At 72.2% G+C, this 24558-nt stretch carries 20 protein-coding genes; 10 read left to right on the forward strand and 10 right to left on the reverse strand.

Features of this window, described 5'->3' with window-relative positions; translation table 11 throughout:
* Window positions 1-44: 44 nt before the first annotated feature.
* Window positions 45-683, reverse strand: a complete 639-nt coding sequence (gene pdxH, locus OG780_RS23735; RefSeq protein WP_328458326.1) for a pyridoxamine 5'-phosphate oxidase — start codon at window positions 681-683, stop codon at window positions 45-47.
* A 453-nt stretch (window positions 684-1136) separates the two neighbouring features.
* Between pdxH and OG780_RS23740 the strand changes: the two genes are divergently transcribed.
* On the forward strand, window positions 1137-2237 hold the full coding sequence (locus OG780_RS23740) for a citrate synthase 2 (RefSeq protein WP_328451286.1): 1101 nt from the start codon (window positions 1137-1139) through the stop codon (window positions 2235-2237).
* A 21-nt stretch (window positions 2238-2258) separates the two neighbouring features.
* Here OG780_RS23740 and OG780_RS23745 read toward each other — a convergent pair whose 3' ends face one another.
* The gene (locus tag OG780_RS23745) at window positions 2259-3323 is read right to left on the reverse strand and encodes an isopenicillin N synthase family dioxygenase (RefSeq protein WP_328451288.1); all 1065 of its coding nucleotides are present in this window, start codon (window positions 3321-3323) and stop codon (window positions 2259-2261) included.
* A gap of 754 nt (window positions 3324-4077) precedes the next feature.
* Here OG780_RS23745 and OG780_RS23750 point away from each other — a divergent pair.
* Window positions 4078-5460: a PAS domain-containing protein gene (locus OG780_RS23750; protein WP_328451290.1), complete on the forward strand. Its 1383-nt coding sequence runs from the start codon at window positions 4078-4080 to the stop codon at window positions 5458-5460.
* A 52-nt stretch (window positions 5461-5512) separates the two neighbouring features.
* Here OG780_RS23750 and OG780_RS23755 read toward each other — a convergent pair whose 3' ends face one another.
* Window positions 5513-6268, reverse strand: coding sequence for an SIS domain-containing protein (locus tag OG780_RS23755; RefSeq protein ID WP_328451292.1), 756 nt, complete (start codon window positions 6266-6268; stop codon window positions 5513-5515).
* 359 nt (window positions 6269-6627) lie between these two features.
* On the opposite strand from OG780_RS23755, the gene OG780_RS23760 reads away from it, so the two are divergent.
* Window positions 6628-7320 carry a metal-dependent transcriptional regulator gene (locus OG780_RS23760; RefSeq protein ID WP_326787123.1) on the forward strand — a complete coding sequence of 231 codons (693 nt, stop codon included), beginning with the start codon at window positions 6628-6630 and terminating at the stop codon, window positions 7318-7320.
* Between the two features lie 703 nt (window positions 7321-8023).
* Window positions 8024-8893, forward strand: coding sequence for an alpha/beta fold hydrolase (locus tag OG780_RS23765; protein WP_328451294.1), 870 nt, complete (start codon window positions 8024-8026; stop codon window positions 8891-8893).
* Between the two features lie 221 nt (window positions 8894-9114).
* Here the strand turns inward: OG780_RS23765 and OG780_RS23770 are convergent, their stop codons facing one another.
* The 3 genes from OG780_RS23770 to OG780_RS23780 form a co-directional block, all read right to left on the reverse strand.
* Entirely contained in the window at window positions 9115-10728 is a 1614-nt protein-coding gene (locus OG780_RS23770) for a transporter (RefSeq protein ID WP_328451296.1), read from the reverse strand.
* A complete protein-coding gene (locus tag OG780_RS23775) occupies window positions 10725-11522 on the reverse strand; it encodes an ABC transporter ATP-binding protein (RefSeq protein WP_328451298.1) in 798 nt (265 codons plus the stop codon). Before OG780_RS23775 ends, OG780_RS23770 begins: the two co-directional genes overlap by 4 nt.
* A 128-nt stretch (window positions 11523-11650) precedes the next feature.
* Entirely contained in the window at window positions 11651-12310 is a 660-nt protein-coding gene (locus OG780_RS23780; protein WP_328451300.1) for a bifunctional DNA primase/polymerase, read from the reverse strand.
* 306 nt (window positions 12311-12616) lie between these two features.
* Here OG780_RS23780 and OG780_RS23785 point away from each other — a divergent pair, with 306 nt between their 5' ends.
* Entirely contained in the window at window positions 12617-14002 is a 1386-nt protein-coding gene (locus OG780_RS23785) for a transcriptional regulator (RefSeq protein ID WP_328451302.1), read from the forward strand.
* 529 nt (window positions 14003-14531) lie between these two features.
* Window positions 14532-16178: a hypothetical protein gene (locus OG780_RS23790; protein ID WP_328451304.1), complete on the forward strand. Its 1647-nt coding sequence runs from the start codon at window positions 14532-14534 to the stop codon at window positions 16176-16178.
* A 201-nt stretch (window positions 16179-16379) separates the two neighbouring features.
* Here the strand turns inward: OG780_RS23790 and OG780_RS23795 are convergent, their stop codons facing one another.
* Window positions 16380-17681 carry an ABC transporter substrate-binding protein gene (locus OG780_RS23795; RefSeq protein ID WP_328451306.1) on the reverse strand — a complete coding sequence of 434 codons (1302 nt, stop codon included), beginning with the start codon at window positions 17679-17681 and terminating at the stop codon, window positions 16380-16382.
* A 117-nt stretch (window positions 17682-17798) separates the two neighbouring features.
* On the opposite strand from OG780_RS23795, the gene OG780_RS23800 reads away from it, so the two are divergent.
* On the forward strand, window positions 17799-18299 hold the full coding sequence (locus OG780_RS23800; protein WP_328451308.1) for an SCO4402 family protein: 501 nt from the start codon (window positions 17799-17801) through the stop codon (window positions 18297-18299).
* A gap of 107 nt (window positions 18300-18406) precedes the next feature.
* The gene (gene purU / locus OG780_RS23805) at window positions 18407-19291 is read left to right on the forward strand and encodes a formyltetrahydrofolate deformylase (protein ID WP_328451310.1); all 885 of its coding nucleotides are present in this window, start codon (window positions 18407-18409) and stop codon (window positions 19289-19291) included.
* Window positions 19292-19347: 56 nt separating this feature from the next.
* On the opposite strand, the gene OG780_RS23810 is transcribed toward purU, so the two are convergent.
* Together OG780_RS23810 and OG780_RS23815 are read right to left on the reverse strand one after the other, a co-directional pair.
* Window positions 19348-20631 carry a maleylpyruvate isomerase N-terminal domain-containing protein gene (locus OG780_RS23810; protein ID WP_328458328.1) on the reverse strand — a complete coding sequence of 428 codons (1284 nt, stop codon included), beginning with the start codon at window positions 20629-20631 and terminating at the stop codon, window positions 19348-19350.
* A 107-nt stretch (window positions 20632-20738) separates the two neighbouring features.
* Window positions 20739-21320 carry a sigma-70 family RNA polymerase sigma factor gene (locus OG780_RS23815; protein ID WP_328451312.1) on the reverse strand — a complete coding sequence of 194 codons (582 nt, stop codon included), beginning with the start codon at window positions 21318-21320 and terminating at the stop codon, window positions 20739-20741.
* Between the two features lie 536 nt (window positions 21321-21856).
* Between OG780_RS23815 and OG780_RS23820 the strand changes: the two genes are divergently transcribed.
* Both OG780_RS23820 and OG780_RS23825 read left to right on the forward strand, forming a co-directional pair.
* Entirely contained in the window at window positions 21857-22189 is a 333-nt protein-coding gene (locus OG780_RS23820) for an STAS domain-containing protein (protein WP_326790909.1), read from the forward strand.
* A gap of 247 nt (window positions 22190-22436) precedes the next feature.
* A complete protein-coding gene (locus OG780_RS23825; protein WP_326787135.1) occupies window positions 22437-22949 on the forward strand; it encodes an EF-hand domain-containing protein in 513 nt (170 codons plus the stop codon).
* Window positions 22950-22973: 24 nt separating this feature from the next.
* On the opposite strand, the gene OG780_RS23830 is transcribed toward OG780_RS23825, so the two are convergent.
* Window positions 22974-24506, reverse strand: a complete 1533-nt coding sequence (locus OG780_RS23830) for a class I adenylate-forming enzyme family protein (RefSeq protein ID WP_328451314.1) — start codon at window positions 24504-24506, stop codon at window positions 22974-22976.
* Between the last annotated feature and the right edge of the window lie 52 nt (window positions 24507-24558).

A 24558-nucleotide genomic window follows, 5' to 3' on the forward strand; every position in this document is an offset into this window, starting at 1 on the left:
GCCCGGCCGGCCCGGGTTCAGGGGCATCGGTCCCGGCGCCGCCGTCAGGGGCTGAGCCGCTCGATCCGCCAGCCGCCGTCGGGCTCGGCCACGTAGCGGAGCCGGTCGTGCAGACGGTTCTCGCGGCCCTGCCAGAACTCGACCGTCTGCGGGGCGATCCGGAAACCGCCCCAGTGCGGCGGTACCGGCACCTGCTCGCCCTCCGGGTAGCGGGCGTCCAGCTCCGCGTACGTGACGTCCAGTTCGCTGCGCCCGGAGATGACCGCGGACTGGGTGCTCGCCCAGGCGCCGAGCTGGGAGCCGTGCGGGCGGGTGCGGAAGTACGCGGCGGTCTCGTTCCGGTCCGTGCGCCGTGCCGTCCCGGTGACGATGACCTGCCGGGCCATCGGGTGCCACGGGAAGAGCAGCGAGATGTACGGGTTGCGGGCCAGCTCGTGGGCCTTGCGCGAGTCGTAGTTCGTGTAGAAGACGAAGCCCTGGTCGTCGTACTGCTTGAGCAGCACCGTGCGCGAGCTGGGCCGGCCCTCGGCGTCCGCCGTGGAGACGACCATCGCGTTCGGCTCGTGCACGAAACCGTGCACCGCGGCCTGGGCCGCCTGCTCGAACCAGCGGGAGAACTGCGCCATGGGGTGCGCGGCGAGGTCACCCTCGTCGAGTCCCTCGGCGCGGTAGTGCGCCCGCATGGAGGCGGGATCGGCGGCGATCTCCTCGTGCGAGGCCTCGGCGGCCTCGGCCGCGGCCTGGATGAGGGGCTCGGTCGTGGATTCGTCCGCGAAACGATCGTTCACGGTCTCATCCTGCCGCATCCGGGCCCCCTTCCGGGGCGGGTGTGCGGGCAGGTGTGCTTCGTCACGCGGTGGCACTCAGTGCCGCTTGCTCTCCCGGAAGGTGGCACTCAGGGATATCGTGCTGGTGCCGTTCCGGTTGGAGGACCAGCCGTACGGGGCATCACCGGGGTGACCGCTTTCGGACCGCGAGTCGGCGCAGACTGATCGAAGAGCATTCGGGAGTCTTCGCAGATGACCGTGGAACCGGCCGGCGAAGCGCCTCACCGTCGACCGTCGCCCCCACAGGGACGCAGGGTCACCCAAACCCCGACAACACCATCCGTCGTAAACATCACGAGGAGCCGCCTGATGTCCGACTTCGTACCCGGACTCGAAGGAGTCGTCGCGTTCGAGACGGAGATCGCCGAACCGGATAAGGAGGGCGGCGCTCTTCGGTACCGGGGCGTCGACATCGAGGATCTCGTCGGCCATGTCTCCTTCGGCAACGTGTGGGGACTCCTCGTCGACGGAGCCTTCAACCCCGGTCTGCCGCCCGCCGAGCCGTTCCCGATCCCCGTCCACTCCGGTGACATCCGCGTCGACGTGCAGTCCGCGCTCGCCATGCTCGCGCCCGTATGGGGCCTCAAACCCCTCCTCGACATCGACGCGGAACAGGCCCGCGAGGACCTCGCCCGCGCCGCCGTCATGGCCCTGTCGTACGTCGCCCAGTCCGCCCGCGGCCAGGGCCTGCCGATGGTCCCGCAGAGCGAGATCGACAAGGCCCACTCCGTCGTCGAACGGTTCATGATCCGCTGGCGCGGCGAGCCGGACCCCAAGCACGTCGCCGCCGTCGACGCCTACTGGACCTCGGCCGCCGAGCACGGCATGAACGCCTCCACCTTCACCGCGCGCGTGATCGCCTCGACCGGCGCGGACGTCGCCGCGGCGCTCTCCGGAGCCGTGGGAGCCATGTCGGGCCCGCTGCACGGCGGCGCCCCCTCCCGCGTCCTCGGCATGATCGAGGAGATCGAGCGCACCGGGGACGCCGACGCCTACGTCCGCCACGCCCTCGACAACGGCGAGCGCCTGATGGGCTTCGGCCACCGCGTGTACCGCGCCGAGGACCCGCGCGCGCGGGTGCTGCGCCGCACCGCGCGCGAGCTGGGCGCCCCCCGCTACGAGGTCGCCGAAGCCTTGGAGAAGGCCGCCCTCGCCGAGCTCCACTCCCGCCGCCCGGACCGTGTCCTCGCGACGAACGTCGAGTTCTGGGCGGCCATCGTCCTGGACTTCGCCGAGATCCCCGCGCACATGTTCACGTCCATGTTCACGTGCGCCCGTACCGCGGGCTGGTCGGCGCACATCCTGGAACAGAAGCGCACCGGCCGCCTGGTGCGCCCCTCCGCGCGCTACGTGGGCCCCGGCTCGCGCACCGTCGGGGACATCGAGGGGCACGAGGGCATCACGCGCTGACCTCGTGCGGGCCGCCGGTCATCACGCCGGAGCGAGCAGCTCCGCGTGGTGACGGGCGGCGGCGAGCGGGTGCGCCCGCAGCTTGCCCTTGAGCTCGTTGAAGCCGTACTCGGCGAAGAGCGGGTTCGACGGGTCGTCGGTGACGCCGGGCGCGGCCGAGGCGTACGGGAAGGGCAGCGGCTCGATCCGGGCGTCGAGGCGCGGGTTGTAGAAGAACGGCACCGAGAACCGCTCGGTGGCCCCGGCCGGGCTCACCACCCGGTGGTTCGTCGCCAGGAGATACCCGTTCGTGGCGACCTCCAGCAGCTCGCCCAGGTTGACCACGAAGGCACCCGGCAGCGGCGGCACGTCGTGGAAGCGGCCGTCCTCGCGCTGCACCTGGAGCCCGCCGACCCGGTCCTGGAGCAGCAGCGTCAGGAATCCGTAGTCCTTGTGCGCGCCCACGCCCTGATCGGCTCCGTCGCCCGCGCTGCCCGGATAGCGCACCAGCTTCAGGTGCGGGTGCGCCCGCTCGCCGAAGATCGGGTCGTAGAAGCCGGCGGGGGCCCCGATGGCGGTCAGCAGTTCGCGCAGCAGCCGGGCCGCGACCTCGCTCAGCCGTTCCATCCAGGTCAGCGCGGCCGTCCGCAGCTCCGGCAGCGCGGCCGGCCACTGGTTCGGGCCCTGGAGCCACCAGTACGCGGGCTCACCGGGGCGGGGCGTCCGCGCGGGCCGTTCGGCGCCTATGTCGAGCTGGTCCCGCCAGTCCCGGCTGCCGCCGGTGCGCTCGTCGCCCGTCCGCGTGTACCCGCGGAAGTGCGGTGAGCCGACGTTGTCGAGGGCCAGCCGGTCCGCCTCGGGGAGCGCGAAGAACCGGTGCATGGCCCGCAGCAGCGCGCCGGTCTCGGCCTCGGTCACTCCGTGCCCGATGAGCTGGAAGAAGCCCACGTCGTGGGCGGCGCTGTGCAACTGCGCGTGCAGCAGCGCCCGTGCCTGGGGGCCGCGGTCGGCCGCCGAGAGGTCGATGATCGGAAGCTGCTGGTACGAGGGGGCCGGCCGCCCGTTCGGGGCAGGCGTGGAGAGCGTGGAAGACGTGTTCGTCGTCATGAGGTGCGTCCGCGAGGTCTACGGGTGCCCGGGACGGCCGCCGGGGGTGGGGCGGGGGCCACGGGTGCCGGGTGAAGGGGAGAAGCCGTGCGAAAGGGGCTGGGTCAGGCTGAGCGCCGACAGCCCATGCTCGTGACGCGCACGAAATCCACGTGGCGGCGTCGGACGAGCATCGGAAGCATGGCCACAGAGTACTGCTCTCCCCGCGAACCACCTGTGGCCTGGATCACTCGGCGGTCCGCGATTGCTCGGAGGTCCGTCCGGAGGCGGGCGCGGGCCGAAAACGCAGACGACCCGTGAGCTCTGGTCCCTCCGCCTCGCGGCGACGGGGCCGGCCGGACGCACCGGCGAGCTCACGGGTCGGGTGACTGCGTTGGATTGGGCCGGCTGCGCGCACTTCACACACGCTGGTCCGGCGCCGAACCGAGTCCGACAACGGGCCGCTAGCCCGCAGCCACCTCGTATGTCCGGGTTTCCGTCATGAGCCGAACCACCTCCTCTCCTACGTGAGAACCACTTTAGGAAGGCATCCCGGGAGCCTCAAGCGATTTATCGGGAGGTGCGGGACCGGGACTCCTGGGGCGGGAGGCGCGGGTCCGGGGCTTCTGGGGCGGGAGGTGCGGAAATCCGGCGTACATCGATTTCCCCCCATCTTCGGGGAACGAGGTGTGGGCTGGGTCACGTTCGAGTTGAATGGTGGTGAGTGAGCGAACTGTCGCGCCGTACACACGGACGCAGCCTGCAGGGGGTCCAGGTGAGTGCTTCCCGGCGTAGTGGGACCACGGACGAGCTGGGGCCGGACGAGCCCGAGCCGGACGGCTCCGATCTGCTTGCCGCGTTGTTGGACGGCATGGACGCGGCCCTGTGCGCCTTCGACGCCGACGGGGTCCTCACCCACTGGAACCGCGAGGCCGAGCGCATTCTCGGGTGGACGGCGGCCGAGGCCGTGGGGCGGCGCGGATTCGCAGGCTGGGCCGTGCGGACCGCGGACGCCGAAGAGGTCGAGGGCCGGCTGATGTCCGCCATGGAGGCGCCCGGCCGCCAGGTGCACGAGTTCGCCCTCCTCACCAAGGAGGGCGGCAGGGTGCTCGTCCGCACCCAGTCCGCCGCCGTCCGCGGCCCGGAGGGCAAGCCCGCCGGGGTGTACTGCGCCTTCAGCGAGGTGCACACCCAGATCGACCTCGAACGGTCCATCGCCCTGAGCGAGGCGCTCTTCGAGGACGCCGGCTGGGGCGTGGTCCTGGTCGACGCGGACCTGCGGCCCGCCGTGGTCAACGCGCACGCCGCACAGGCCCTCGGGACCGGACGCAGCTCCGTCCTCGGCCGGCCCCTGGGGGACCTGCTCTCCCGGGGCGTCGAGGAACTGGAGAGCGCCCTCACCCACGTCCTGTCCGAGGGCGCGCCGCCGGCCCCCGCGGAGATGTGGGTCGGCCTGCGCACGCCGGAGGGCGAGAAGCGGCGGTGCTGGCTCAGCGGCTTCGTGCGGCTCGCCTCGCCGCTCGCGGAGGAACCCGTGCCGCTCGGTGTCGGCTGGCTCTTCCAGGACGTGACCGAGGCCAAGCAGACCGAGCAGGAGGCGGCGCTGCTGCGCTTCCGCGCCAACCAGCTCCATCGCGCCGCGCGGGCCGCGGCCGAGTGCGAGAACCCGGGCGAGGCCGCCGCCGTCCACCTCGACTTCGCCCTCGCCGGCTTCGCCGACCACGCCCTGGTCGACCGGGTGGCCGGGGGCGGCCGGGCGGACGGGGAGGGGCCCGTGCTGCTCGTACGGACGGTCGCCACGCCCGCCGGGGCACCCGGGCCGAGCCACATCACCGGGAAGGCCGGACTGCCCCTGCGCTACGGGGAGGGGCACCCCGCGCTCCAGTGCGTGGACCGCGCCGGTTCGGTACGGGCCGACGCGGCCGCCGCCGACGTCGAACAGGCGCGCGACTGGGCTCTCGCCCGGCAGTGGCCGCGGGACTCCGTGCACGCCCTGTGCGCGGTGCTGCGCAGCCGCGGGCGGACGCTGGGGGTCGTGACGTTCCTGCGGAGCGCGGGCCGCAGCCGGTTCGAGCGCGCGGACGCGATGTACGCGGAGGACGTGGCCGTACGGATCGCGACGGCCCTGGACCTGGAGGAGCTGGCGGGAAAGTCCTGAGGCCGCCGTGGGACACGCCCTCGGCGGCCTGTCCCCCGGGGCACCCGGCTCCTCAGCGCCGGTAGAAGATCCGGTCCCCGTACTCCGTCATGACCCGTTCGTTCCACTCGTGGCCGCCGTCGACGTTGCCCGAGCGGAGCAGGGGCGGTTCGATGCCGCGGTCCGCGAGGGCTCCGGCGGCGGTGGCCATGACGGCCTGGAGGAGGGCCGAGGTGACGACGGTCGAGGCGGGGGCGAAGGGTGCCTCGATGGAGTCCAGGGTCAGCTCCGCGTCGCCGACGGGGATCCGAGAGTCGAGGACGACGTCGCAGTGGTCCTTGAGGTAGGTGCCCGACACGTGCCGTGACGTCGTCTCGGTGGCGTAGGCGACGGAGGTGACGCCGATGACCTTCACCCCCAGAGCACGGGCGTTCATCGCCATCTCCACGGGGAGCGCGTTGCGGCCGGACAGCGAGATGATCACCAGCAGGTCGCCGGAGCGCAGCGGGCTGCAGTCCAGGACCGCGCTCGCCAGCCCGTCGACGCGCTCCAGGGCGGAGCCCAGGGTCGCGGGCATGACGTCGACGCCCACCACTCCCGGTACGGCGAGCAGGTTCATCAGGGCGAGGCCGCCCGCGCGGTAGACGATGTCCTGTGCGGCGAGCGAGGAGTGGCCGGCGCCGAAGGCGAAGAGCCGGCCGCCGTCCACGACGGTGTCCGCGATCAGGCTCCCGGCCGCCCCGATCTCCCCGGCGTCCTCGTCCCGTACCTGCCGCAGCAGGCCGATCGCGGCGTCGAAGAACTGCCCGGCAAGCTTGCTGTCGCTCATCGGCGAAGCCCCTTACAACTCTCGTCGGTCCGGACGTCTCGTCGGCGCCGGGTGGCGCAGGGCGGTCGGACGGCTGAACCGGTCGCCCGGCGCGGCCGTACTCCCTCGTGTCGCGGATCACGTTGCGGTCTGGACCACTGCCCTGTCAATACGGCTTCCGGGGGCGCCCCGAGCACGGCGGCGAGGGTGCCCGCGGGCCGGCCGGGTACCGTGCCCGCGGGGATCGTGGAGGTGATCGCCGTCAAGCGGTTTCGACGGCGAGGCACGGTTGTCCGTGCTATGCGTCAGAATTGAGTCCAGGGCCAGCGCACACGCCGGTGGGCTATCGAGTCTCCGGCAGAGCTAATCGAGGGGCACGAATGTCCGGACTGATCGACACCACGGAGATGTATCTCCGCACCATCCTCGAGCTGGAGGAGGAAGGCGTTGTCCCCATGCGCGCCCGGATCGCGGAGCGGCTCGACCAGAGCGGCCCGACGGTGAGCCAGACGGTGGCGCGGATGGAGCGCGACGGTCTGGTGGCGGTGGCGAGCGACCGGCATCTGGAGCTCACCGACGAAGGGCGGCGGCTGGCGACCCGCGTCATGCGCAAGCACCGCCTCGCCGAGTGTCTGCTCGTCGACGTCATCGGCCTGGAGTGGGAGCAGGTGCACGCGGAGGCCTGTCGCTGGGAGCACGTGATGAGCGAGGCGGTGGAGCGGCGCGTGCTGGAACTGCTGCGCCACCCGACCGAGTCGCCGTACGGAAACCCGATCCCGGGCCTGGAGGAGCTGGGCGAGAAGGACGGCGCGGACCCGTTCCTGGACGAGGGCATGGTCTCGCTGTCCGAGCTGGACCCGGGTGTGGACGGCAAGACCGTGGTCGTCCGGCGGATCGGGGAGCCGATCCAGACGGACGCCCAGCTGATGTACACGCTGCGGCGGGCGGGCGTGCAGCCCGGCTCCGTGGTCAGCGTGACCGAGTCGGCCGGCGGGGTCCTCGTCGGCAGCGGCGGCGAGGCCGCGGAGCTGGAGGCGGACGTTGCCTCTCATGTGTTCGTCGCCAAGCGCTGACACGGTCGGCGGGCCCACCGGCAACCGTGCCGCCGGTTGCCGTACTTCCGGTATCCGTGACTCCGGTATTCCCGGTTCCGGATTCCGGCCTTGTTCCACCCGCGCCACCGGTACCCGCGAGGGGCAGTTCCCGGGCGCCGACCGAGGGGCCGGCAGTCGCTGACCTCCACGTCGGCGTCCGGGAGCACGCCGGACACCGTGGGACGCACCCGGCCTGTACTGCCACGGGCGTGTCAACTGCTGTGACAGCAGGGGCAGTTGTGACGGCTTCGCGACCTTCTCGAAACGAAGATTCAGTGTGCGGAATCGCAGCGCCGGGACCGTTTGCGTGCAAGGCTGTCGCGTGAGGCATATGACCTGAGGGCTCTTGACCGTGTCCGAGAGCGATGGTGCACGGTCGGGGAGGGGGCGTAAGGATGTGCCGCAGATGTGGAGAGGGCCCCGGCGCCGTTCGGCGCCGGGGCCTGTCCTCCCCTGTGCTGACCCGGAGCCCCGAGCTCCCAGGGTCATTCCCTTCGGACCGTTTTCCCCGAGCGGTCCGCCTCCCGCAGAAGATCTCCCCCGAGCGACGGCGGTCAATCCTTGTGGGCGGTCACTCGAACGAGGGGTGTTGCGGCCGGAAAGGCCATTTTCGAATCCCCATTCGATAACGTGACGATGAGGTGGAATGAGGTCCGAGCGAGCTAGGGGGGTGCCATTACCGATGGTGCGGCGCATCGACGTGACGGGATCGGGCGGTGTACGCCTGGCCGCCTGGGAGTTCGCCGATCCTCCCAAGAACGAGCAGCCGAAGGCGTCCGAGGCGCCCGGCGTGCTGTTACTGCACGGCCTCATGGGCCGTGCCTCGCACTGGGCGCCCACCGCCCGCTGGCTCTCCGAGCGGCACCGAGCCGTCGCCCTCGACCAGCGCGGTCACGGCCAGAGCGACAAGGCCCCGGAGGCCGAGTACACCCGTGAGGCCTACGTCGAGGACGCCGAAGCCGCCCTCGACCAGCTCGGTCTCGGACCGGCCGTCGTCGTCGGCCACGCGATGGGCGCGCTGACCGGCTGGCAGCTCGCCGCCAAGCGCCCCGACCTCGTCCGCGCCCTGATCATCTGCGACATGCGGGCCTCGGCGCTCGGCGCCGCCTCCCAGCGCGAATGGGAGGACTGGTTCAAGGCCTGGCCCGTCCCCTTCGCCACACTCGCCGACGTACGGAAGTGGTTCGGCGAGGACGACCCCTGGGTGGAGCGCCGCAATCCCTCCCGCGGCGAGTTCTACGCCGAGGTGATGCACGAGTCCCCCGACGGCTGGCGCCCCGTCTTCGAACCGGAGCAGATGCTCAAGTCCCGCCAGACATGGGTGTACGACGCCCACTGGGAAGAGCTCGCCCAGGTCCAGTGCCCCGCCCTGGTCGTACGCGGCCTCGACGGCGAGCTCGGCCGGGCCGAGTCCCAGGAGATGGTCCGGGTCCTGCCGCGCGGCCAGTACGCCGAGGTCGCGGACGCCGGCCACCTCGTGCACTACGACCGGCCCGAGGCGTGGCGCGCCGCGATCGAGCCGTTTCTGGACGGAGTCCTCACCGGACCCTAGGGCCGTCGCCGCCCGGACGCGTCACGAGATGATCACGAAGGTCCATGGGATCTTCACAGTTGGTTCACATGCTGTGCCCAATAGTCCTGCGGTGCGGTGCGCTGTCTCGGCCGCTCAGCTCACCTTCCAGGGAGACACGCACCGACCCGCGAAGGAGTGAGCGGTGCCTCGCGCGCAGCCCCCGGATCACCTGGCGGGGCCGCGCCCGGAACGGCGCACGTTCACCCCTTGCTGACCGCCGCCAGGATCTCCGGCAGCCGCCCCGCCGTCCGGGGCGCCGCGAGCCGGAGCCCCAGCAGCGTGATCAGCGCCCCGTAGACGGCGCCCAGGGGCAGCAGCAGCCAGGTCCAGCCGTCGCCGTCGGCGCTCACGTTCAGCCAGATCGTCAGGGCGATGACGGGGGACGCCAGCAGGGCGGCCGAGATCAGGCCGCCGAAGATGGCGATCCAGGCGAGACCGGCCTGACCGGGGGCCACGTTCTTGTAGCCCTCCTGGGGGATCGAGTACGGGAAGCGGGCCGAGGACCACGCGCCGGTCGCCAGCATCGCGCCCAGCAACGCGAAGGAGAGACCGAGGACTTCGGGCAGCTTCTCCCAGGCGCCGAGCAGTCCGGCCGTCACCGTGGTCACGAGCGTCGCGTACGGCAGGGTGATCAACAGCAGGGCCAGTGCCCGCCCGCGCAGTTCGACGTACGCGTCACGGGTCGAGGAGATCGTCAGCGCCACCATCCAGAACGCGGACGTGTCCTGCCCGAACTGGTTGTACATCTGGATCCCGAGCATCCCGGCCGCGAAGCACGCGAAGTAGACCGAGCCGGTGCCCTGGAGTGCGTTGAACACCGGCACGATCAGACCGATGGCCAGCGAGGTCACCCAGGCCGCCTTGGTCTTCGGATCGCGCCACACGTACCGCAGGCTGCGCTCCATGACCGTGCCGGTGCGCCCGGCCGGAAGCAGCCGCGCGAGCCCCGACGAGCCGCGCTCGCGGCCCACGGGCTCCGCGGCCTGGAGCGTCGACCCGTCGGGCGAGGTCATCAGCCGGGTCAGATGACGGGACCAGAGCGCCAGCAGCCCCGCCAGGGCGGCCACGCACAGCGCGAGCTGGAGGATCCCGGCCCCGTACGATCCGTCGCTCACCGAGTCCACGGCGCCGATCGCCGACGCGGGCGGGATCCAGCGCAGCACGTCCGTCACCGGGTCCAGCTCCGACAGCCCGCCCGCCGAACCGAGCCGCTGGGCGCCGAAGTTGACCAGCTGGGCGCCGACCGCGACGACCAGTCCGCTGAGCACCGCCAGATCGCGGCCCTTGCGGCTGGACAGCAGCCGGATGTTGGCGGCCGCGACGGCCCGCGCGAGGGCCACACAGACCAGCAGGGCCAGCACGAGGGCGGCCACCGCCGTCGCGTACGCCGCCGCGCCGTGGGCGACCGAGATCACCGAACCGAGCAGCAGGCAGAACGTGAACAGCGGCCCGATGCCGACCAGGGAGGCGGCCAGCAGCGCCCGGACGAGCGGCCGCGGCCGCAGCGGCAGCATCACCAGCCGTGTCGGATCGAGCGTCTCGTCGCCGCCGGGGAAGAACAGCGGCATCACGGCCCAGCCGAGCGCCAGGACCGCCACGAGCAGGACGCCGACGGCGGTGGCGTGCGCGTTGCCGCGCAGCGCGATCAGGCCGAGCAGCTGGAGCACGGCGAAGAGCAGCACGAGCACCGTGGACGCGATGAACGCGGCCCGCCGCCCGGCGGACTGCCGCAGGCCGTTGCGCAGGAGCGACAGCTTCAGCCGTACGACGACGGGGGTGATCGACGCGGCGGAGACGCCGGTGCCGGCGCTCACCGGGGAGCCCCGCCGCCCAGCCAGTCCAGGTCGGCCGTGGTGCCGCGGCCGTGGGCGCCGACCAGCTCCAGGAAGGCCTGCTGGAGCGAGGGGGCGCTGCCGCGCACGTCCGCGAGCGGACCGTGCGCGCGGATGCGTCCGGCGGCCATGACGGCGACCCAGTCGCACAGCGACTCGACCAGTTCCATCACATGGGAGGAGAAGACGACGGTGGCGCCGGACGCGGTGTACCGCTCCAGGACGCCCCGGATGGTCTGCGCGGAGACCGGGTCCACCCCCTCGAACGGCTCGTCCAGGAAGAGGACTTCGGGGTTGTGCAGGAGCGCGCAGGCCAGACCGATCTTCTTGCGCATGCCGGTCGAGTAGTCGACGACCAGTTTGTGCTGGGCGCCCGCGAGGTCGAGGACGTCGAGGAGCTGGGTGGCGCGCTTGTCGACCTCGGCGCCGGGCAGGCCCCGCAACCGGCCGGTGTACCCGAGCAGTTCGCGTCCGGAGAGCCGCTCGAAGAGCCGGAGTCCCTCGGGCAGTACGCCGATCCGGGCCTTCACCTCCGCCGGGTCGCGCCAGACGTCGTGACCGACGACCTCGACGGTGCCGTGATCGGGTCTGAGCAGCCCGGTCACCATCGAGAGAGTGGTGGTCTTGCCGGCCCCGTTCGGCCCGACGAGCCCGATGAACTGCCCCGCGGGAAGCTCCAGATCGATCCCGGCCACGGCGACCTGCTCACCGAACCGCTTCCAGAGCCCCCGCACACGTACGGCGGGCACGCCGCCGCCCTTCGCTCCCTCGCTCATACAGGCACCCTAAGCGCCCCGGCCCGCCCGCCACCGGTCTCGGCCGACTCTCAGTCGATCTACCGGTCCCGGCGGACCTCCACCGACCCCTCCGGTTCTCCGCCGGTCGCTGCCGGCCTCCGCCGGTCCTACCGGTCGCGGTCGCGTCCGCAGGCGTAGGCCAGCGGCGAGATCAGCTCCTCCGCGTCCGGCAGCCAGCGGTTCGCGGGCGTCGGCCGGCAGGCCCACTGCACGGCACCCCGGGATCCGATCCGGGTCGGCGGCGCGGCCACATAGGCTCCCTCGCCGAGCGTGGTCAGATCGAGCGAGGCGGGCGGCCAGCCCAGTGCCCGTACCAGGTCGGGGGTCTTCGCCACGGCTCCGGGGAGCACGAAGAAGTGCATGCGACGGTCCGGGGTGCACGTCACCGGCCCGAGGGTGAGCTCCATCCGCCGCATGCGGGCCAGTGCCAGGAACCCGGCGGTCTCGGGCACGTCGATCGTGTCGAACGTACGCCCCGTGGGCAGCAGGATCGACGCCGTCGGCCGCATCGACCAGAGCCGCCCCGCGACGGTCGCACTGCCCGTGGCCAGGCTCGCCCAGTCCTCACGCGCCGGATGCGCGCCGGGCACGGCACAGGCGGGTTCGCCGCAGGAGCAGAGCTGCACCCCGCCGGCCGCTTCCAGCCAGGTGCCGGGGAACACGTCCCAGTGGCGTTCCTCGGCATAGCGCACGGCGGCGTCCCGCAGCGATTCGCCACGCTGCTGGGGGATCTGTGCGGACTCGGTGCCTGCGATGGTCTCTTCCACGTGGATCCCAACTCCCGCGTCCACCCCGGGTTACGGGGGACACGCGCGCGGGGGAGGAGCATCGTTTCCCCGCCTGGGGCGCATGGGTGCACGTGTGGGGGCGCGCGGGGGCAGCGGCAGCCGGTAGCGGGTAATCAGGGGTGGGGCCGGGCGACCTTCCTTACCCCGGCAATCCTCACATGTCTCGCATCTTCGGCATGTCTACGGGGCATTGATCTTCGTGGCCGGCTTCCTTCGGTGCGACCGGCCGGTGAGGACACATCAACTCGGTGCGTGGGCAGGCACCGCAGCCACAGGGGGTACGCCATGGCCGCAAGGCCTCTCATCGCCAGGCAGCCGAACGAACGGCTCCAGGCGCTCATCCAGGAAGCGGGCTGCTCGAACGCCGGGCTGGCCCGCCGGGTCAACATGTGCGGAGCCGAGCACGGACTCGATCTGCGCTACGACAAGACGTCCGTCGCGCGCTGGCTGCGCGGTCAGCAGCCCCGGGGACGGGCTCCGGCGATCATCGCCGAGGCGCTCGGCCGCAAGCTCGGCAGGACGGTCACGATCGACGAGATCGGCATGGCCAACGGCAAGAACCTGGCGTCCGGTGTCGGTCTCCAGTTCTCGCCGACGATACTGGGCGCCATCGAGCAGGTCTGCGAGCTGTGGCGCAGCGACGTGGGCCGCCGGGACTTCCTGTCCGGCTCGTCCGTCGCCGCCTCCGCGCTCGTCGAGCCCAGCCGTGACTGGCTGATCTCGTCGCCGGACTCGCAGGTGGCCCGGTCCGCGGGTCCGCGCGTCGGGCTCTCGGACGTGGCGGCGGTCCGCGCGATGACCCAGGCCCTCGTCGACCTGGACCACCAGTACGGCAGCGGGCATGTGCGCCCGGTCGTCGTGCACTACCTGAACAGCGTGGTCTCCGGGCTGCTCGCCGGCTCCTACCGTGAGGCGGTCGGACGCGAACTGTTCGCGGCCGTGTCCCGGTTGACGGAACTCGCCGGCTACATGGCCATCGACACCGGCCAGCCCGGGCTCGCCCAGCGCTACTACATCCAGGCGCTGCGGCTCGCGCAGGCGGCCGGTGACCGCGGTTACGGCGGCTACGTCCTCGCCGCGTCCATGAGCCACCTGGCGGCCCAGCTCGGCAACCCGCGCGAGATCGCGCAGTTGGCGCGCGCGGCCCAGGAAGGGGCGCGCGGGCGGGTGACACCGCGGGCGGAGTCGATGTTCCTCGCCGCCGAGGCCCGGGGGCACGCGCTGATGGGCGACGCGCGCGCCGCGCAGGTGGCGTCCGGGCGGGCCGTCACGGCCCTGGAGAACGCGGACGCGGCGTCCGGGGACGACCCGACGTGGATCGCGCACTTCGACGAGGCCTATCTGGCCGACGAACTGGCCCACTGCCACCGGGACCTCGGCCAGGCCGAGGCCGCCGCGCGGTGCGCCGAGGAGTCCCTGGCCGGCCATCCCGAGTCGCGCGCCCGCCGCCGGGCCATCGGCTATGTCCTGCTGGCCACGGCACAGGTCCAGCAGCGCGAGGTGGAGCAGGCCTGTCACACCGGTCTGCGCGCCGTCGAACTTCTCGGCACGCTCCGCTCCAACCGCGGCGCCGAGTACCTGGAGGACCTTCAGCAGTGCCTGGAGCCGTTCCAGGACGAGGCCGTGGTGCGGGAGTTCGGGGCGCGCATGGAATTGCAGGCGGCGGCGTGACCGTACGTCGGGGACCTAGGGGCCTAAGGGGCCTAAGGGGCCTATGGGGCCTGGGGGATCTGGGGGTCCTGGGGGGCTTGGGGGATTTCGGGGACGAGAGGGGCTTCGGGAGCCTGAGTTGAAGGTGTGTCGTCCGGTGCGGCCGGACGGTGTGGGCCGGCCGGGGGCGCACGCCGCGTGCGCCCCCGGCCGGACCGCGGTCCGCGCGCGGGGGTGTGTGCGATCCGGTGCGGGACCCGGGCACGGGAGCCCGGGGGCGTCGGGCGGCGGCCGCGGGTACGGGGTGTGATCATTTCGCTTCCGCGTCCTCCGGTCCCGTGCTCATGAACATATGGCCCGTACGGGAGTGAACGCCGGGAAAACGGGGGCGCCGTGAGGGAGAGGAGTGAGATACAGCGCATTCGGGGGCGGTTTCGTTACCCATGTCACAAGGCACCGCGGTCACCGCAGGTGCTGCGTAGCACCGGGTTGTGGGGACCCGGTAGCGTGAGCCGATGATTCCGAAGGTCCCCCATTCGTAGGAGTCCCGGTGACGCAGAGTGGACAGGGCGAGGAGCCCTCGGCGCGGCCCGCGCGCGAAGGCATCGTGCTGCCCTCCGACGGTAGCGAGCCGATGCTGCCGGGCACGACGGGCGACCGTGTGACCCCGGCCAGTGGCCCGGCCTGGGGTGGGCAGTGGGGCCCCGACCAGTCGGCCGCCCCGGCTCCGCAGTCCGCCGACGGCTGGGGTGCGCCCGCGAACGCCGCTCCGTCGTGGGGTGCCTCCGCGCCCTCCGATTCCCAGGGCTGGCCGGCGGCGGACCCGCACGGCGCACAGCAGGCGCAGGGTTTCGGCGCGCCGGGATCCGGCTCTGCACCGCTGCCGCCCGAGAGCGCGCCGTCCTCGGGCTACGGCGCCCAGAGCGGCTACGCGCCGGGGGCGCACGGCTCGCACGCCGCCGCCGGGTACGACGGCTACGGCTCCTACGGGGTCCAGGGGCAGCAGGGCGGGCACGCCGGCCCCGGGGTTCAGCTCCCGGCCGGCGGCGAGGACGGCGCCACTCAGTACATTCCGTACATACCGGCTGCCCCGGGTGGCGACCAGGGGGCGACGCAGTTCATCCCGCCGGTCGCCGCCGCGCCGGACGAGGGCGCCACCCAGTTCATCCCGCCGGTGGGGCCGGGCGCTCTGCCGCCGGAGATCCACACCGGCGCGCCGCAGTACCTGGGGCAGCCGGCGCAGGGCGGCGCCGGTTCGGACGCCGACGCCACGCAGTACATCCCGCCCGTGCCCGCGCAGCCGTCAGGGTCCTTCGGGATGCCCTCCGGCGCGCCCGAGGATCGGCAGCCGCCGGCGGAGTTCGACAGTCTCTTCCGCAGCGAGCCGGAGGTGGCCGGGTCGACGCAGATGCTGCCCCGTATCGACGCGGGCGCCCCGCAGGCCCCGTACGGCGCGGGTGACATGTACGGAGCCCAGCCGGCGCCGGGTGCTCCCGGCGGCCGGGCGGGCGGACGGCGTGGTGGCCCCGCCGCCGGTGACGGAGGCGGCGGCGGTGGCCGCAGGGGCTCGCGCGTCCCGGTGATCGCGGCCGTCGGCATCGGCATCATCGTGCTCGGTGTCGGCGCCGGCGCCCTGCTCAGCGGAGGCGGCGGCAGCGACGACGGCAAGGACGACACCGGCAAGACGGTGGCCGCGACCGCGCCCGCGACGGCGGGTTCGTCGGCGCCCGCCGGTGACGCGGTGAAGGCGCAGGCCGTCGAACTGGACAAGCTCCTCGCGGACAGCACCAGCAGCCGCGGCTCGGTGATCAACGCCGTGGCGAACGTGAAGGCGTGCGACAACCTCGGCCAGGCGGCCGTCGATCTGCGGAACGCGGCCAAGCAGCGCGGGGAACTGGTCACCCGGCTCTCCGGCCTCACGGTCGACAAGCTGCCGAACCACGACGAGCTGACCGCCGCCCTCAACAGCGGCTGGAAGGCCTCCGCCTCGGCCGACAGTCACTACGCGGCCTGGGCCGACCAGGTCGCCAACGACAAGAAGGGCTGCCGCAAGGGCAACGCGCGTACCACCGGGCAGACCCAGGCGGGCGATCGGGCCAGCGGCACGGCCTCCGCCCAGAAGGAGAAGGCCGCGCAGTTGTGGAACTCCATCGCGTCCAAGTACGGCCTGACGCAGCGGACCCGCTCCCAGCTCTGACCTGGTGCCCCGGCAGGCAGCGTTCGCCCCGTCGCGGCGTCCAGCACGCTCCCCCAAGCTCTTCGAGCAGGGGGACCCCCATGACGCCGCTCCTTGACGGGCAGACGTTGCCTGCCGGGGCACCAGCACGAAAGCCCGGTCTCCTCGCCGAACGGTGAGGAGACCGGGCTTCGTCGTGTGCGGGGTCCCGCTTCCGGCCGGCTACTGCTCCGCTGTGGCCAGGGTCTTCGCCATGTCGACGAACTTGCTTCCCTGCGAGGTGAGCTGACCGCCGCGAATGACCTGGAAGGTGACGTCGGCGTTGACCAGGCGCGGGAAGTCCGCGGCCGCGGTCTCCGCGTCGAAGCGCCAGCTGAGGGGCGGCGTGACCCCGCCCGTGTCCACCTTGAGGCCGTTGTCGAGCTCGCGCCGGAGGGTGAGCGCCGAGACCTCGCCCGCGCCGAGGGCCTCGATGGACTTCTTCAGCACGGTGTAGGCGATCCAGGTGGTCTGCACCCCGGCGTCGCCGGGATCGATCCGGTTGTCGCCGAAGGCCTGCTCCTTGATCACCGCGCGCATCGGGTTCCAGCGCGCGTCGTCGGCGGTGGGGTACCAGCCGGTGACGTACGACCCCTCGTAGGGGCCCGACTTGCCGCCGGTGGCGTTGATCAGCGACTGGTCGATGTTGCCGATGACCGTACCGGTGTGCACCTTCCGGTAGTCCTCGGCATCGCGCCGGAAGGAGTCCATGAAGGTGTTCGTGCGGTCACCGAGCGCGGGGACCACACAGCCCTGCCGGCTCGGGTCGGAGGTCGCGTGCTCGAGCGCGAGCTGGGTCGGCCGGGAGTACTCGGTGGCGTCCTCGGCCGCCCGCTGGTCCGCGGCCTGCGGGTGGCCCAGCGCCTTCAGGCCGGCGTCGAGCAGTACCGGCAGCTCGTCACCGGCGATGGTGTCGGGGCGTATGAGCGAGACGGGGCCGCAGCTCTTGCCGAGCTGCTTGCCCAGGCCCGCCAGGAGGACGCCCTGTCCGCCGTTGACGGGGTAGGAGATGGGGCTGGTGAACTCGTCGTCGGTGACGCCGAAGCCGCCGATGTAGGGGATGCCCGCACTCTCCAGCGGGGCGAGGAACGCCCGGCTGTGCTGGCTGTAGGAGCCCACGACCGCGACGACATCCTCGTCGGCGGCCCGCGCGGCGCAGTGCGCGGCGGCGACCGAGTCGTTGTGGTCGTTGCAGGTGAGGACCTCCAGGCGGCGCCCGTTGATGCCGCCGTGGGCGTTGACCCAGCGCGCGTAGGCCTTCGCCAGCGCCGGCATTCCGGGCTTGTTCGTCGCGTTGGTCTTCTCGGGGGCCCAGGTCATCACCTTGACGGGGCCATCCCCGGAGCCCCCCGTGGCACCAGGGATGACCCCGCATCCGACGGCGACCGACGCGCACGCGACCAGCGCGCTCGCGTACAGCAGCTTGGCCTTGCGGGGCCGGGGCGGAGTGGGGGAGGTGGTGCGAGTACGTCGCCTACCGGTCATGGGCATGCACGATTCCCCCACACCGAGAACCGTTGTGTGACCCGCGGTCGACACCAGGTGACGCAGAGGTGAATTGCAGGGGTCGATGAACTGTTTTTCACAGGGAACGTACGATCGGTGACCGTGCAAGACTCGGAGAACTCTTCCCGCCGTGGCCGTCGCTCATCCACCATGGGCGGCATGCCACTGAACGACATGCCGTGGTGGCGCTGGCGCAGCAATGTGCGCTCCGCGCTGCACATGCTTTCCGACCCCGCCTTCCAGAGAGACGTCTGGCTCGCCGGCGTCGACGGATACGGCGACGTCACCGACGCCGTGTACCGCCTGGTCGAGGACACCTGGCTGGACAACTGGTCGGCCGAGAAATACGTCGGCACGATCTTCCGGGACTCCCAGGAGGCGGCCCTCGTGGACAGTGCCGTCCTGCGGGTCCTGCGGATCATGCACCAGGTCGGGCCCGACGCGCCGGTCTCCGCCTATCTCGACCACCAGGCGTGGCCGGACGCCCTCCAGGCCGCGCGAGCCGCGCACGTACGCCTGGCGTCGAGCGACGGAGAGGACCCGGACACGCCTCCGCGCACCCTCGAGGTCCTGAGGATCCTGACGCGGTCCGCCTGAGCCGTCGGGCCGGTGGCCCGGCGGCCGTGCCGTGCCCTGCCCTGGGCGGCGTCCGGGTGGCGGAACGGCACTCCTGTGCGGGCGCTTGATATGAAACGCTGTTCGGCATGAATGAGCCGTCCGTCCGCGAGACCGTGCCCGCCGCCGAGCAGTACGTCCTGACGCTGTCCTGCCCCGACAAGCAGGGCATCGTGCACGCCGTGTCGAGCTACTTGTTCATGACCGGCTGCAACATCGAGGACAGCCAGCAGTTCGGCGACCACGACACGGGTCTGTTCTTCATGCGCGTCCACTTCTCGGCGGAGTCGCCGGTGACTGTGGAGAAACTGCGGGCGAGTTTCACAGCGATCGGCGACGCCTTCCACATGGAGTGGCAGATCCACCGGGCCGAGGACCGGATGCGGGTCGTCCTCATGGTCAGCAAGTTCGGCCACTGCCTGAACGACCTGCTCTTCCGCGCGCGGATCGGCGCGCTGCCCGTCGACATCGCCGCGGTGGTCTCCAACCACACCGACTTCGCGGAACTGGTGGGGTCGTACGACGTTCCCTTCCACCACATCGCGGTGACGAAGGACACGAAGGCCGAGGCCGAGGCGCAGCTGCTGGAGCTGGTGCGCGAGAAGGGCGTCGAGCTGGTCGTCCTCGCCCGCTACATGCAGGTCCTCTCGGACGACCTGTGCAAGCAGCTCAGCGGCCGCATCATCAACATCCATCACTCCTTCCTGCCGAGCTTCAAGGGCGCCAAGCCGTACCACCAGGCGCACGCCCGCGGGGTCAAGCTCATCGGCGCGACGGCGCACTACGTCACCGCCGACCTCGACGAGGGTCCGATCATCGAGCAGGAGGTCGAGCGGGTCGGCCACGACGTCACCCCCGACCAGCTGGTCGCCATCGGCCGTGACGTGGAGTGCCAGGCGCTCGCCCGCGCCGTGAAGTGGCACGCGGAGCGCCGCATCCTGCTCAACGGGCGCCGGACGGTCGTTTTCGCCTGACCGCCTGACCGCCTGACCGCCTGACCGCCCGACCGCCCGACCGCCTGACGGTCGGGTCACATGCGGCTCAGTGATGCCGCCGCGGACAGTACGTCCCTGATGACGTCGCGGTCGCCGTCCTGTCCGGCGGCCGCCTCCTCCGGCGACACATGGCCCGCGGCCAGGCGGCAGAACTCCACCCCGTCCAGCGCGACATGGGCCACCTCGTGATCGGCGGAGCCGACGGCACCGGGCGAGTCGAGCGGGATGAGCCACTCGCCGCCCCCGGAGCCCTCGATCTCCAGGCGCAGGCTGCGCCCCGGAGCACCCGCCGCGACGAGATGCCGGGCCGACCGGGCCGACAGCCCGGCCCGGCGCCGCTCGGCGAGCGAGACGGGCAGCATCCGCGCGGCCAGGTCGATCATCCGGTGCAGATGCCGGGGAGCGGGCGGTTCGTACGGGTAGTCCACCGCGTCGGCGATGTCCCCCGCGTGCACCCAGCACTCGAAGGCCCGGTCCAGCATCGAGTCGCTGAGCGGCAGCTCGAAACCGCCGTACGGCACGGTGAGCCGCCCGGAGGCCTCCCCGCCGGCGACCCCGCCCGCGGCCGGGGCGCCCTCCTCCACGAACGACACGGTCCGCACGATGCCGTGGCTCTGCTCCCGCCAGGGTCCGCGCACGGACCAGGTGGGCGGGACGCGCGAGGAGCGCCAGTACGCCTCGGTGCGCTCCTGCGGTGACGGCCGCTTCGCGTCGGACCCGCCGAGCGGGTCGTCCAGACCCAGCGCGACGGCGACCAGTCCGTCGACGCTCAGCAGATGGGCGATGACCCCGGCGACGGTCGTGCGCCGGCTCACGGGCCCGTCGCCCTCGAACCAGCGCAGCCGCACGGGCGCGTGCCATTCGGAGCCGCCGATGTCCTGGAGCAGGGCGTCGAGACGGGCGGTCTCCGCGTCGTACGGAGCGGCCCACTCGGGTACCGGGATGCGCGGCGGGCGCCGGTCCAGGCAACTCGTCAGGACACGGGTGCGCAGCGTCGGGTCCAGGTCGAGGCTCTCCGGCGGGTGCAGCAGCCCGACCGCCTCGCGCAGCCGCAGCGCCTCGTCCGCGCACGAGCCGCAGTCCCCGAGGTGGTCCTCGACGGCACTCGTCTCGTCCGCCGAGCAGGCGGCCAGCGCCCACGCGCCGAGCAGCGACTTCAGGACCCGGTGTTCGAGGACCAGCGGCGCGGGGCCGGGGGCGGCGGGTTCGGGCAGCGGCAGCCCGGTGTCCTCCACGGAGGCGCGTGGCGGCGGGATGCGCGGCGGCCCGCCCGGCCCCCGTCCGGCGCCGTCGGCGTCCTCGTGCCCGTCCTCGTGCATGCCGCTGTGCCCGTCCTCGTTCTCGTCCGTGTTCCCGTGCACGTCCTCGTGCCCGTCCGCGCGCCCCTCCTCGTCGTCGAACGATGCGAACCGGCCAGGTTCCCCGCTCACACCGCACCCCCGGGTTCCGGCGGTGCGGCGGCGGGCCCGGTGTCGTGGGCGGTGGACAGCAGCTGGAGGCCGAGGCGCAGCCGGCGGCGGGCCTCGTCCTCGGTGACGCCGAGATCGGCGGCCGCCTGGCGGTAGTCGCGGCGCTGGAAGTACGCCAGTTCCAGAGCGGTCCGCAGCGGGGTGGGCATGGACGTGACGATGTAGTCCGCGCGGGCGGCGACGGACGCGCTGCGCACCTTGCGCTCCAGCTCCTCGGCGGTGCCGTCGCCGCTCCGGGCGAGCGCGGCGGTCTCGGTGGCGCGCAGGCGCTGCACGGCCAGCCGGTGGGTCAGGGTGGCGACCCAGGAACGCAGCGGGCCCTGTTTGGGGTCGTAGGCGTCGGGGTTCTCCCAGACATGGGTGAAGACCTCGCGGGTGATCCCGTCGGCGGCCCGCTCGTCCCCGAGCACACGATGGGCGAGACCGTGCACGAGCGAGGCGAACCGGTCGTAGAGCTCGCCGAGCGCGGCGGCCTCCCCGCGCGAGAGCCGCTGTTGCATCCTGCGGTCCCAGCGGGGCGGTGCGTCCTGCGTCGCCATACGGCCCCCTCACCCCTGGTCGTGCCCGGCGCCCGTCCCTGCGTCCGGCCGGTGTACCGACCGTGTCCCCTGTCGCTGTCCAGCCATGCGGTTGCTGCCGTCCAGCCTGTGCGCACCCGCTGTCTTGAATGTAGTCGGCACGTCCGACAGCGCACGCCCCTTTGCGTCAATGTGCGCCCCTCGGCGGGCCGTGGATGGTAGAAGCGCACCCGTTCCACCCTCGTACCTGATCGCAATTGGCCATATGCGACCGAAAGAGAACCCTCGTGAAGCATTTTCGACCGTAGACAGGCGTTTCTTCCTGGCGGGATCCGTGTTTCATGGAACTACGGCGGGGCAGCCGCGCTGGAAGGAAGCGTACGGAGTGCTTCCGTTTCTGCTGGGCGAGGCGAGCGAGAGGCGTGGCGGTGACGCTCAAGGTGACGCACGTGACCGACGTGCCCGACGTGACCGACGGCGAGAGCGGCGCGGACGGTACGGGGAGAGGGAGTACGGGCGGTTCGGACGTTCCGCGCCGCCACGAGGGCGAGTGGGCCGTGCTGCGGGTGTCGGGCGAGCTCGACCTCGTGACGTCGCCGGCGCTGCGCCAGAACGTCCACGACGTGGTGGCGGCGGGCCGGCACAGCGTCGTCCTGGACCTGTCCGAGGTCGTGTTCTGCGACTCCAGCGGCGTCGGGGTCCTGATCGCCGCCCGCCGTCTCATGCGCTCCTGCCGGGGGCGTCTGCGGCTGATCCTGCCCGCTCAGGGCGCGGTCGACGGCTCCCACGTGAACCGCGTCCTCGGGGCCCTCGGCGTGCGCCGGCTCTTCGACGTGTACCCAGACGTCGACGCGGCCACGGACGAGGAGTCCCGCCCGCTGTCGGCCTGACGGCCCGGTCGCGGCCCGGTCACGGCCCGCGCCTCCCCTTCCCCACCCCTGGCTCTGGCCCCTCGCCCGGAGCGACAGCACCTGATCACCGCGCGGCACACCAGCACGCCGTTGTCCCGGAATTCTTTCGGTCTTGGTACAACCGTCGCTTTCCGGCGCCCCGGACGGTTCGGGCGTCGTACGCTCCGTCCCAGATGAACCGCAGTCCGGCCGAGGCCGGCTGAGAAGTGAGGCGGTCCGACACACCATGGTCAGTTCCGAGTACGAGCGCAGGATCGCCGCCCGGTTCGCCGGCTTCGACCAGGACGGCAACGGCTACATCGACCGGGAGGACTTCAACGCCGCGACCAAGGCGGTCCTCGCCGAGTTCGGCACGCCGGCCCGGTCGGACAAGGGTCAGGCCCTCTACATCGGGGCCGAGGCGTTCTGGCAGGGCATGGCGGGGATAGCGGACCGGGACGGCGACCAGCGGATCACGCGCGAGGAGTTCGTGAGCGGCGCCGTCAAGCGGCTGCGCGACAACCCCGACCGGTTCGCCGAGATCGCCCGCCCCTTCCTGCACGCGGCCCTCGCCGTGGCGGACACCGACGGGGACGGCGCGGCCACGGTCGAGGAGACCACGCGCGTCCTCAGGGCCCTGGGAGTGGGCGACGGCATCGCCGCCACCGTGGCCGCCGCCCTGGACGCGGACACCGACGGACGGATCGGCGAGACGGAGATCGTGAGCGGGTTCGCCCGCTACTTCACCGTCCCGGAGTAGCCGGAGCGGCCCGTCGGGCGGGCCTCACCCCGAGAAACGCTCCCTGAGCCGGTACTTGAGCACCTTCCGTAGCGTCTCGTTGCGCGGAAGGGCGTCCACGACCTCCAGCTGCTCCGGCAGCTTGTGCACGGACAGCCCTTCCCCGCGCAGGTACGACGTCACCGCGGCCAGCGTCAGCTCCGGGGCACCCGGCGGCTGTTCCACCACCGCGCACACGCGTTCCCCGCGTTCGGCGTCGGGCAGTCCGATCACGGCGGCGTCGCCGACCGCCGGGTGCCGGTGCAGCAGGTCCTCGATCTCCTTCGCGGAGATGTTCTCGCCCTTGCGGATGATGATGTCCTTCACCCGGCCGGTCAGGACGAGGTGACCGCTCCCGGTCAGATGCCCCACGTCCCCGGTGACCAGGAACCCGTCCGCGTCGAACGCCTCCGCGGTCTGTTCCGGGTCCAGATATCCCTGGCAGACGGCCTCCCCCCTGAGCCGCACGTCACCGTCGACACCGCACGGCCGGGCGGCGCCCGCCGCGTCCACGATCCGTATCTCCATGCCCTGCGGGGGCCTGCCCTCCGTGGTGGCCAGGTTCTCGGCAGTGTCGTCCGGCGCGCCCATCGTGATCATCGGGACCTCGGTCATCCCGTATCCGTGGGTGAGCTGTACGCCCATCTCCCGGACGACGGAGTGGTAGACCTCGGGCGGCTTCGGGGCCCCGCCGCCGGCGAGCAGCCGCAGCGTGGGAATGACCGGCTCCCCGGGCTGCTTGCGCTGTTCGGCGAGGAACATCGAGTAGAAGGCGGTCGACCCGCCCGCCACCGTCACGCCGTGCCTGCGGTACTCCTCCAGGGCGGCGGGCAGCGCGAAGTGCTCGAACATCACGGCCGGGAAGCCGTACAGCAGCAGCATCACCGTGTAGTCGGGCCCGGCGATGTGCGCGTACGGGAAGGCCATCGAGCCGACGTCGCTCCCGGACAGCCGCAGCGCGTGGGCGAGGCAGGAGCCGCCCGCGATCAGCGAACGGTCGGTGTGCAGCACACCCTTGGGGTCGGAGGTGGTGCCCGAGGTCCAGTAGATCCAGCGGACGGAGGTGCCGTCCGAGGGCGGGCCGGGCAGGACGGCGGGATCACCGTCGGGCAGATCGTCGTACGCCTCGAAGACGTTCTTCGCGTCCAGCCGGTGTGCCATCGCGGTGTGGTCGAAGCCGCGCCACCGGCCCGGTACGGCGACGTACTCGGCCTTCGACTCCCGCAGCGCGAAGCCGACCTCACGGTCGCGGTAGAAGGGGATCACCGGCGACTGCACGGCGCCGACGCGGGCCAGGGCGAAGGACAGCAGGGCGGTCTCGATCCGGGTGGGAAGCTGCCAGGCGACCACCGTGCCCGGCCGTACGCCCTTGTCGTGGAGGCCCGCCGCCACCCGCTCGGCGCGGTCGCGCAGCTCGCCGAAGCTCAGGGAGCGGTCGCCCTGGAGCAGGACGGGCCGGTCGGGGGTGAGGTCGGCGCGGCGCTCGACCAGTTCCCACAGTGTGCGCGCGGAGCTCAGGGCGTGTGCGGTGTCGGTCACTTCGACCCCCTGTGGTCGGTCACTTCGACCTCTGTAACTGACAGGCAGTCAG

The organism is Streptomyces sp. NBC_00386, from assembly GCF_036063235.1.
GTDB lineage: Bacteria > Actinomycetota > Actinomycetes > Streptomycetales > Streptomycetaceae > Streptomyces.

Bases quoted from the DNA above. Each gene is read 5' to 3' on its own strand.
- OG780_RS23815 (WP_328451312.1), bottom strand. From the start codon at position 21,320: ATGGCGACGCAGGACGCACCGCCCCGCTGGGACCGCAGGATGCAACAG.
- OG780_RS23825 (WP_326787135.1), top strand. From the start codon at position 22,437: ATGGTCAGTTCCGAGTACGAGCGCAGGATCGCCGCCCGGTTCGCCGGC.
- OG780_RS23745 (WP_328451288.1), bottom strand. From the start codon at position 3,323: ATGACGACGAACACGTCTTCCACGCTCTCCACGCCTGCCCCGAACGGG.
- OG780_RS23795 (WP_328451306.1), bottom strand. From the start codon at position 17,681: ATGACCGGTAGGCGACGTACTCGCACCACCTCCCCCACTCCGCCCCGG.
- OG780_RS23740 (WP_328451286.1), top strand. From the start codon at position 1,137: ATGTCCGACTTCGTACCCGGACTCGAAGGAGTCGTCGCGTTCGAGACG.
- pdxH (WP_328458326.1), bottom strand. From the start codon at position 683: ATGCGGGCGCACTACCGCGCCGAGGGACTCGACGAGGGTGACCTCGCC.
- OG780_RS23775 (WP_328451298.1), bottom strand. From the start codon at position 11,522: ATGAGCGAGGGAGCGAAGGGCGGCGGCGTGCCCGCCGTACGTGTGCGG.
- OG780_RS23765 (WP_328451294.1), top strand. From the start codon at position 8,024: ATGGTGCGGCGCATCGACGTGACGGGATCGGGCGGTGTACGCCTGGCC.
- OG780_RS23760 (WP_326787123.1), top strand. From the start codon at position 6,628: ATGTCCGGACTGATCGACACCACGGAGATGTATCTCCGCACCATCCTC.
- OG780_RS23785 (WP_328451302.1), top strand. From the start codon at position 12,617: ATGGCCGCAAGGCCTCTCATCGCCAGGCAGCCGAACGAACGGCTCCAG.
- purU (WP_328451310.1), top strand. From the start codon at position 18,407: ATGAATGAGCCGTCCGTCCGCGAGACCGTGCCCGCCGCCGAGCAGTAC.
- OG780_RS23810 (WP_328458328.1), bottom strand. From the start codon at position 20,631: ATGCACGAGGACGGGCACGAGGACGCCGACGGCGCCGGACGGGGGCCG.
- OG780_RS23755 (WP_328451292.1), bottom strand. From the start codon at position 6,268: ATGAGCGACAGCAAGCTTGCCGGGCAGTTCTTCGACGCCGCGATCGGC.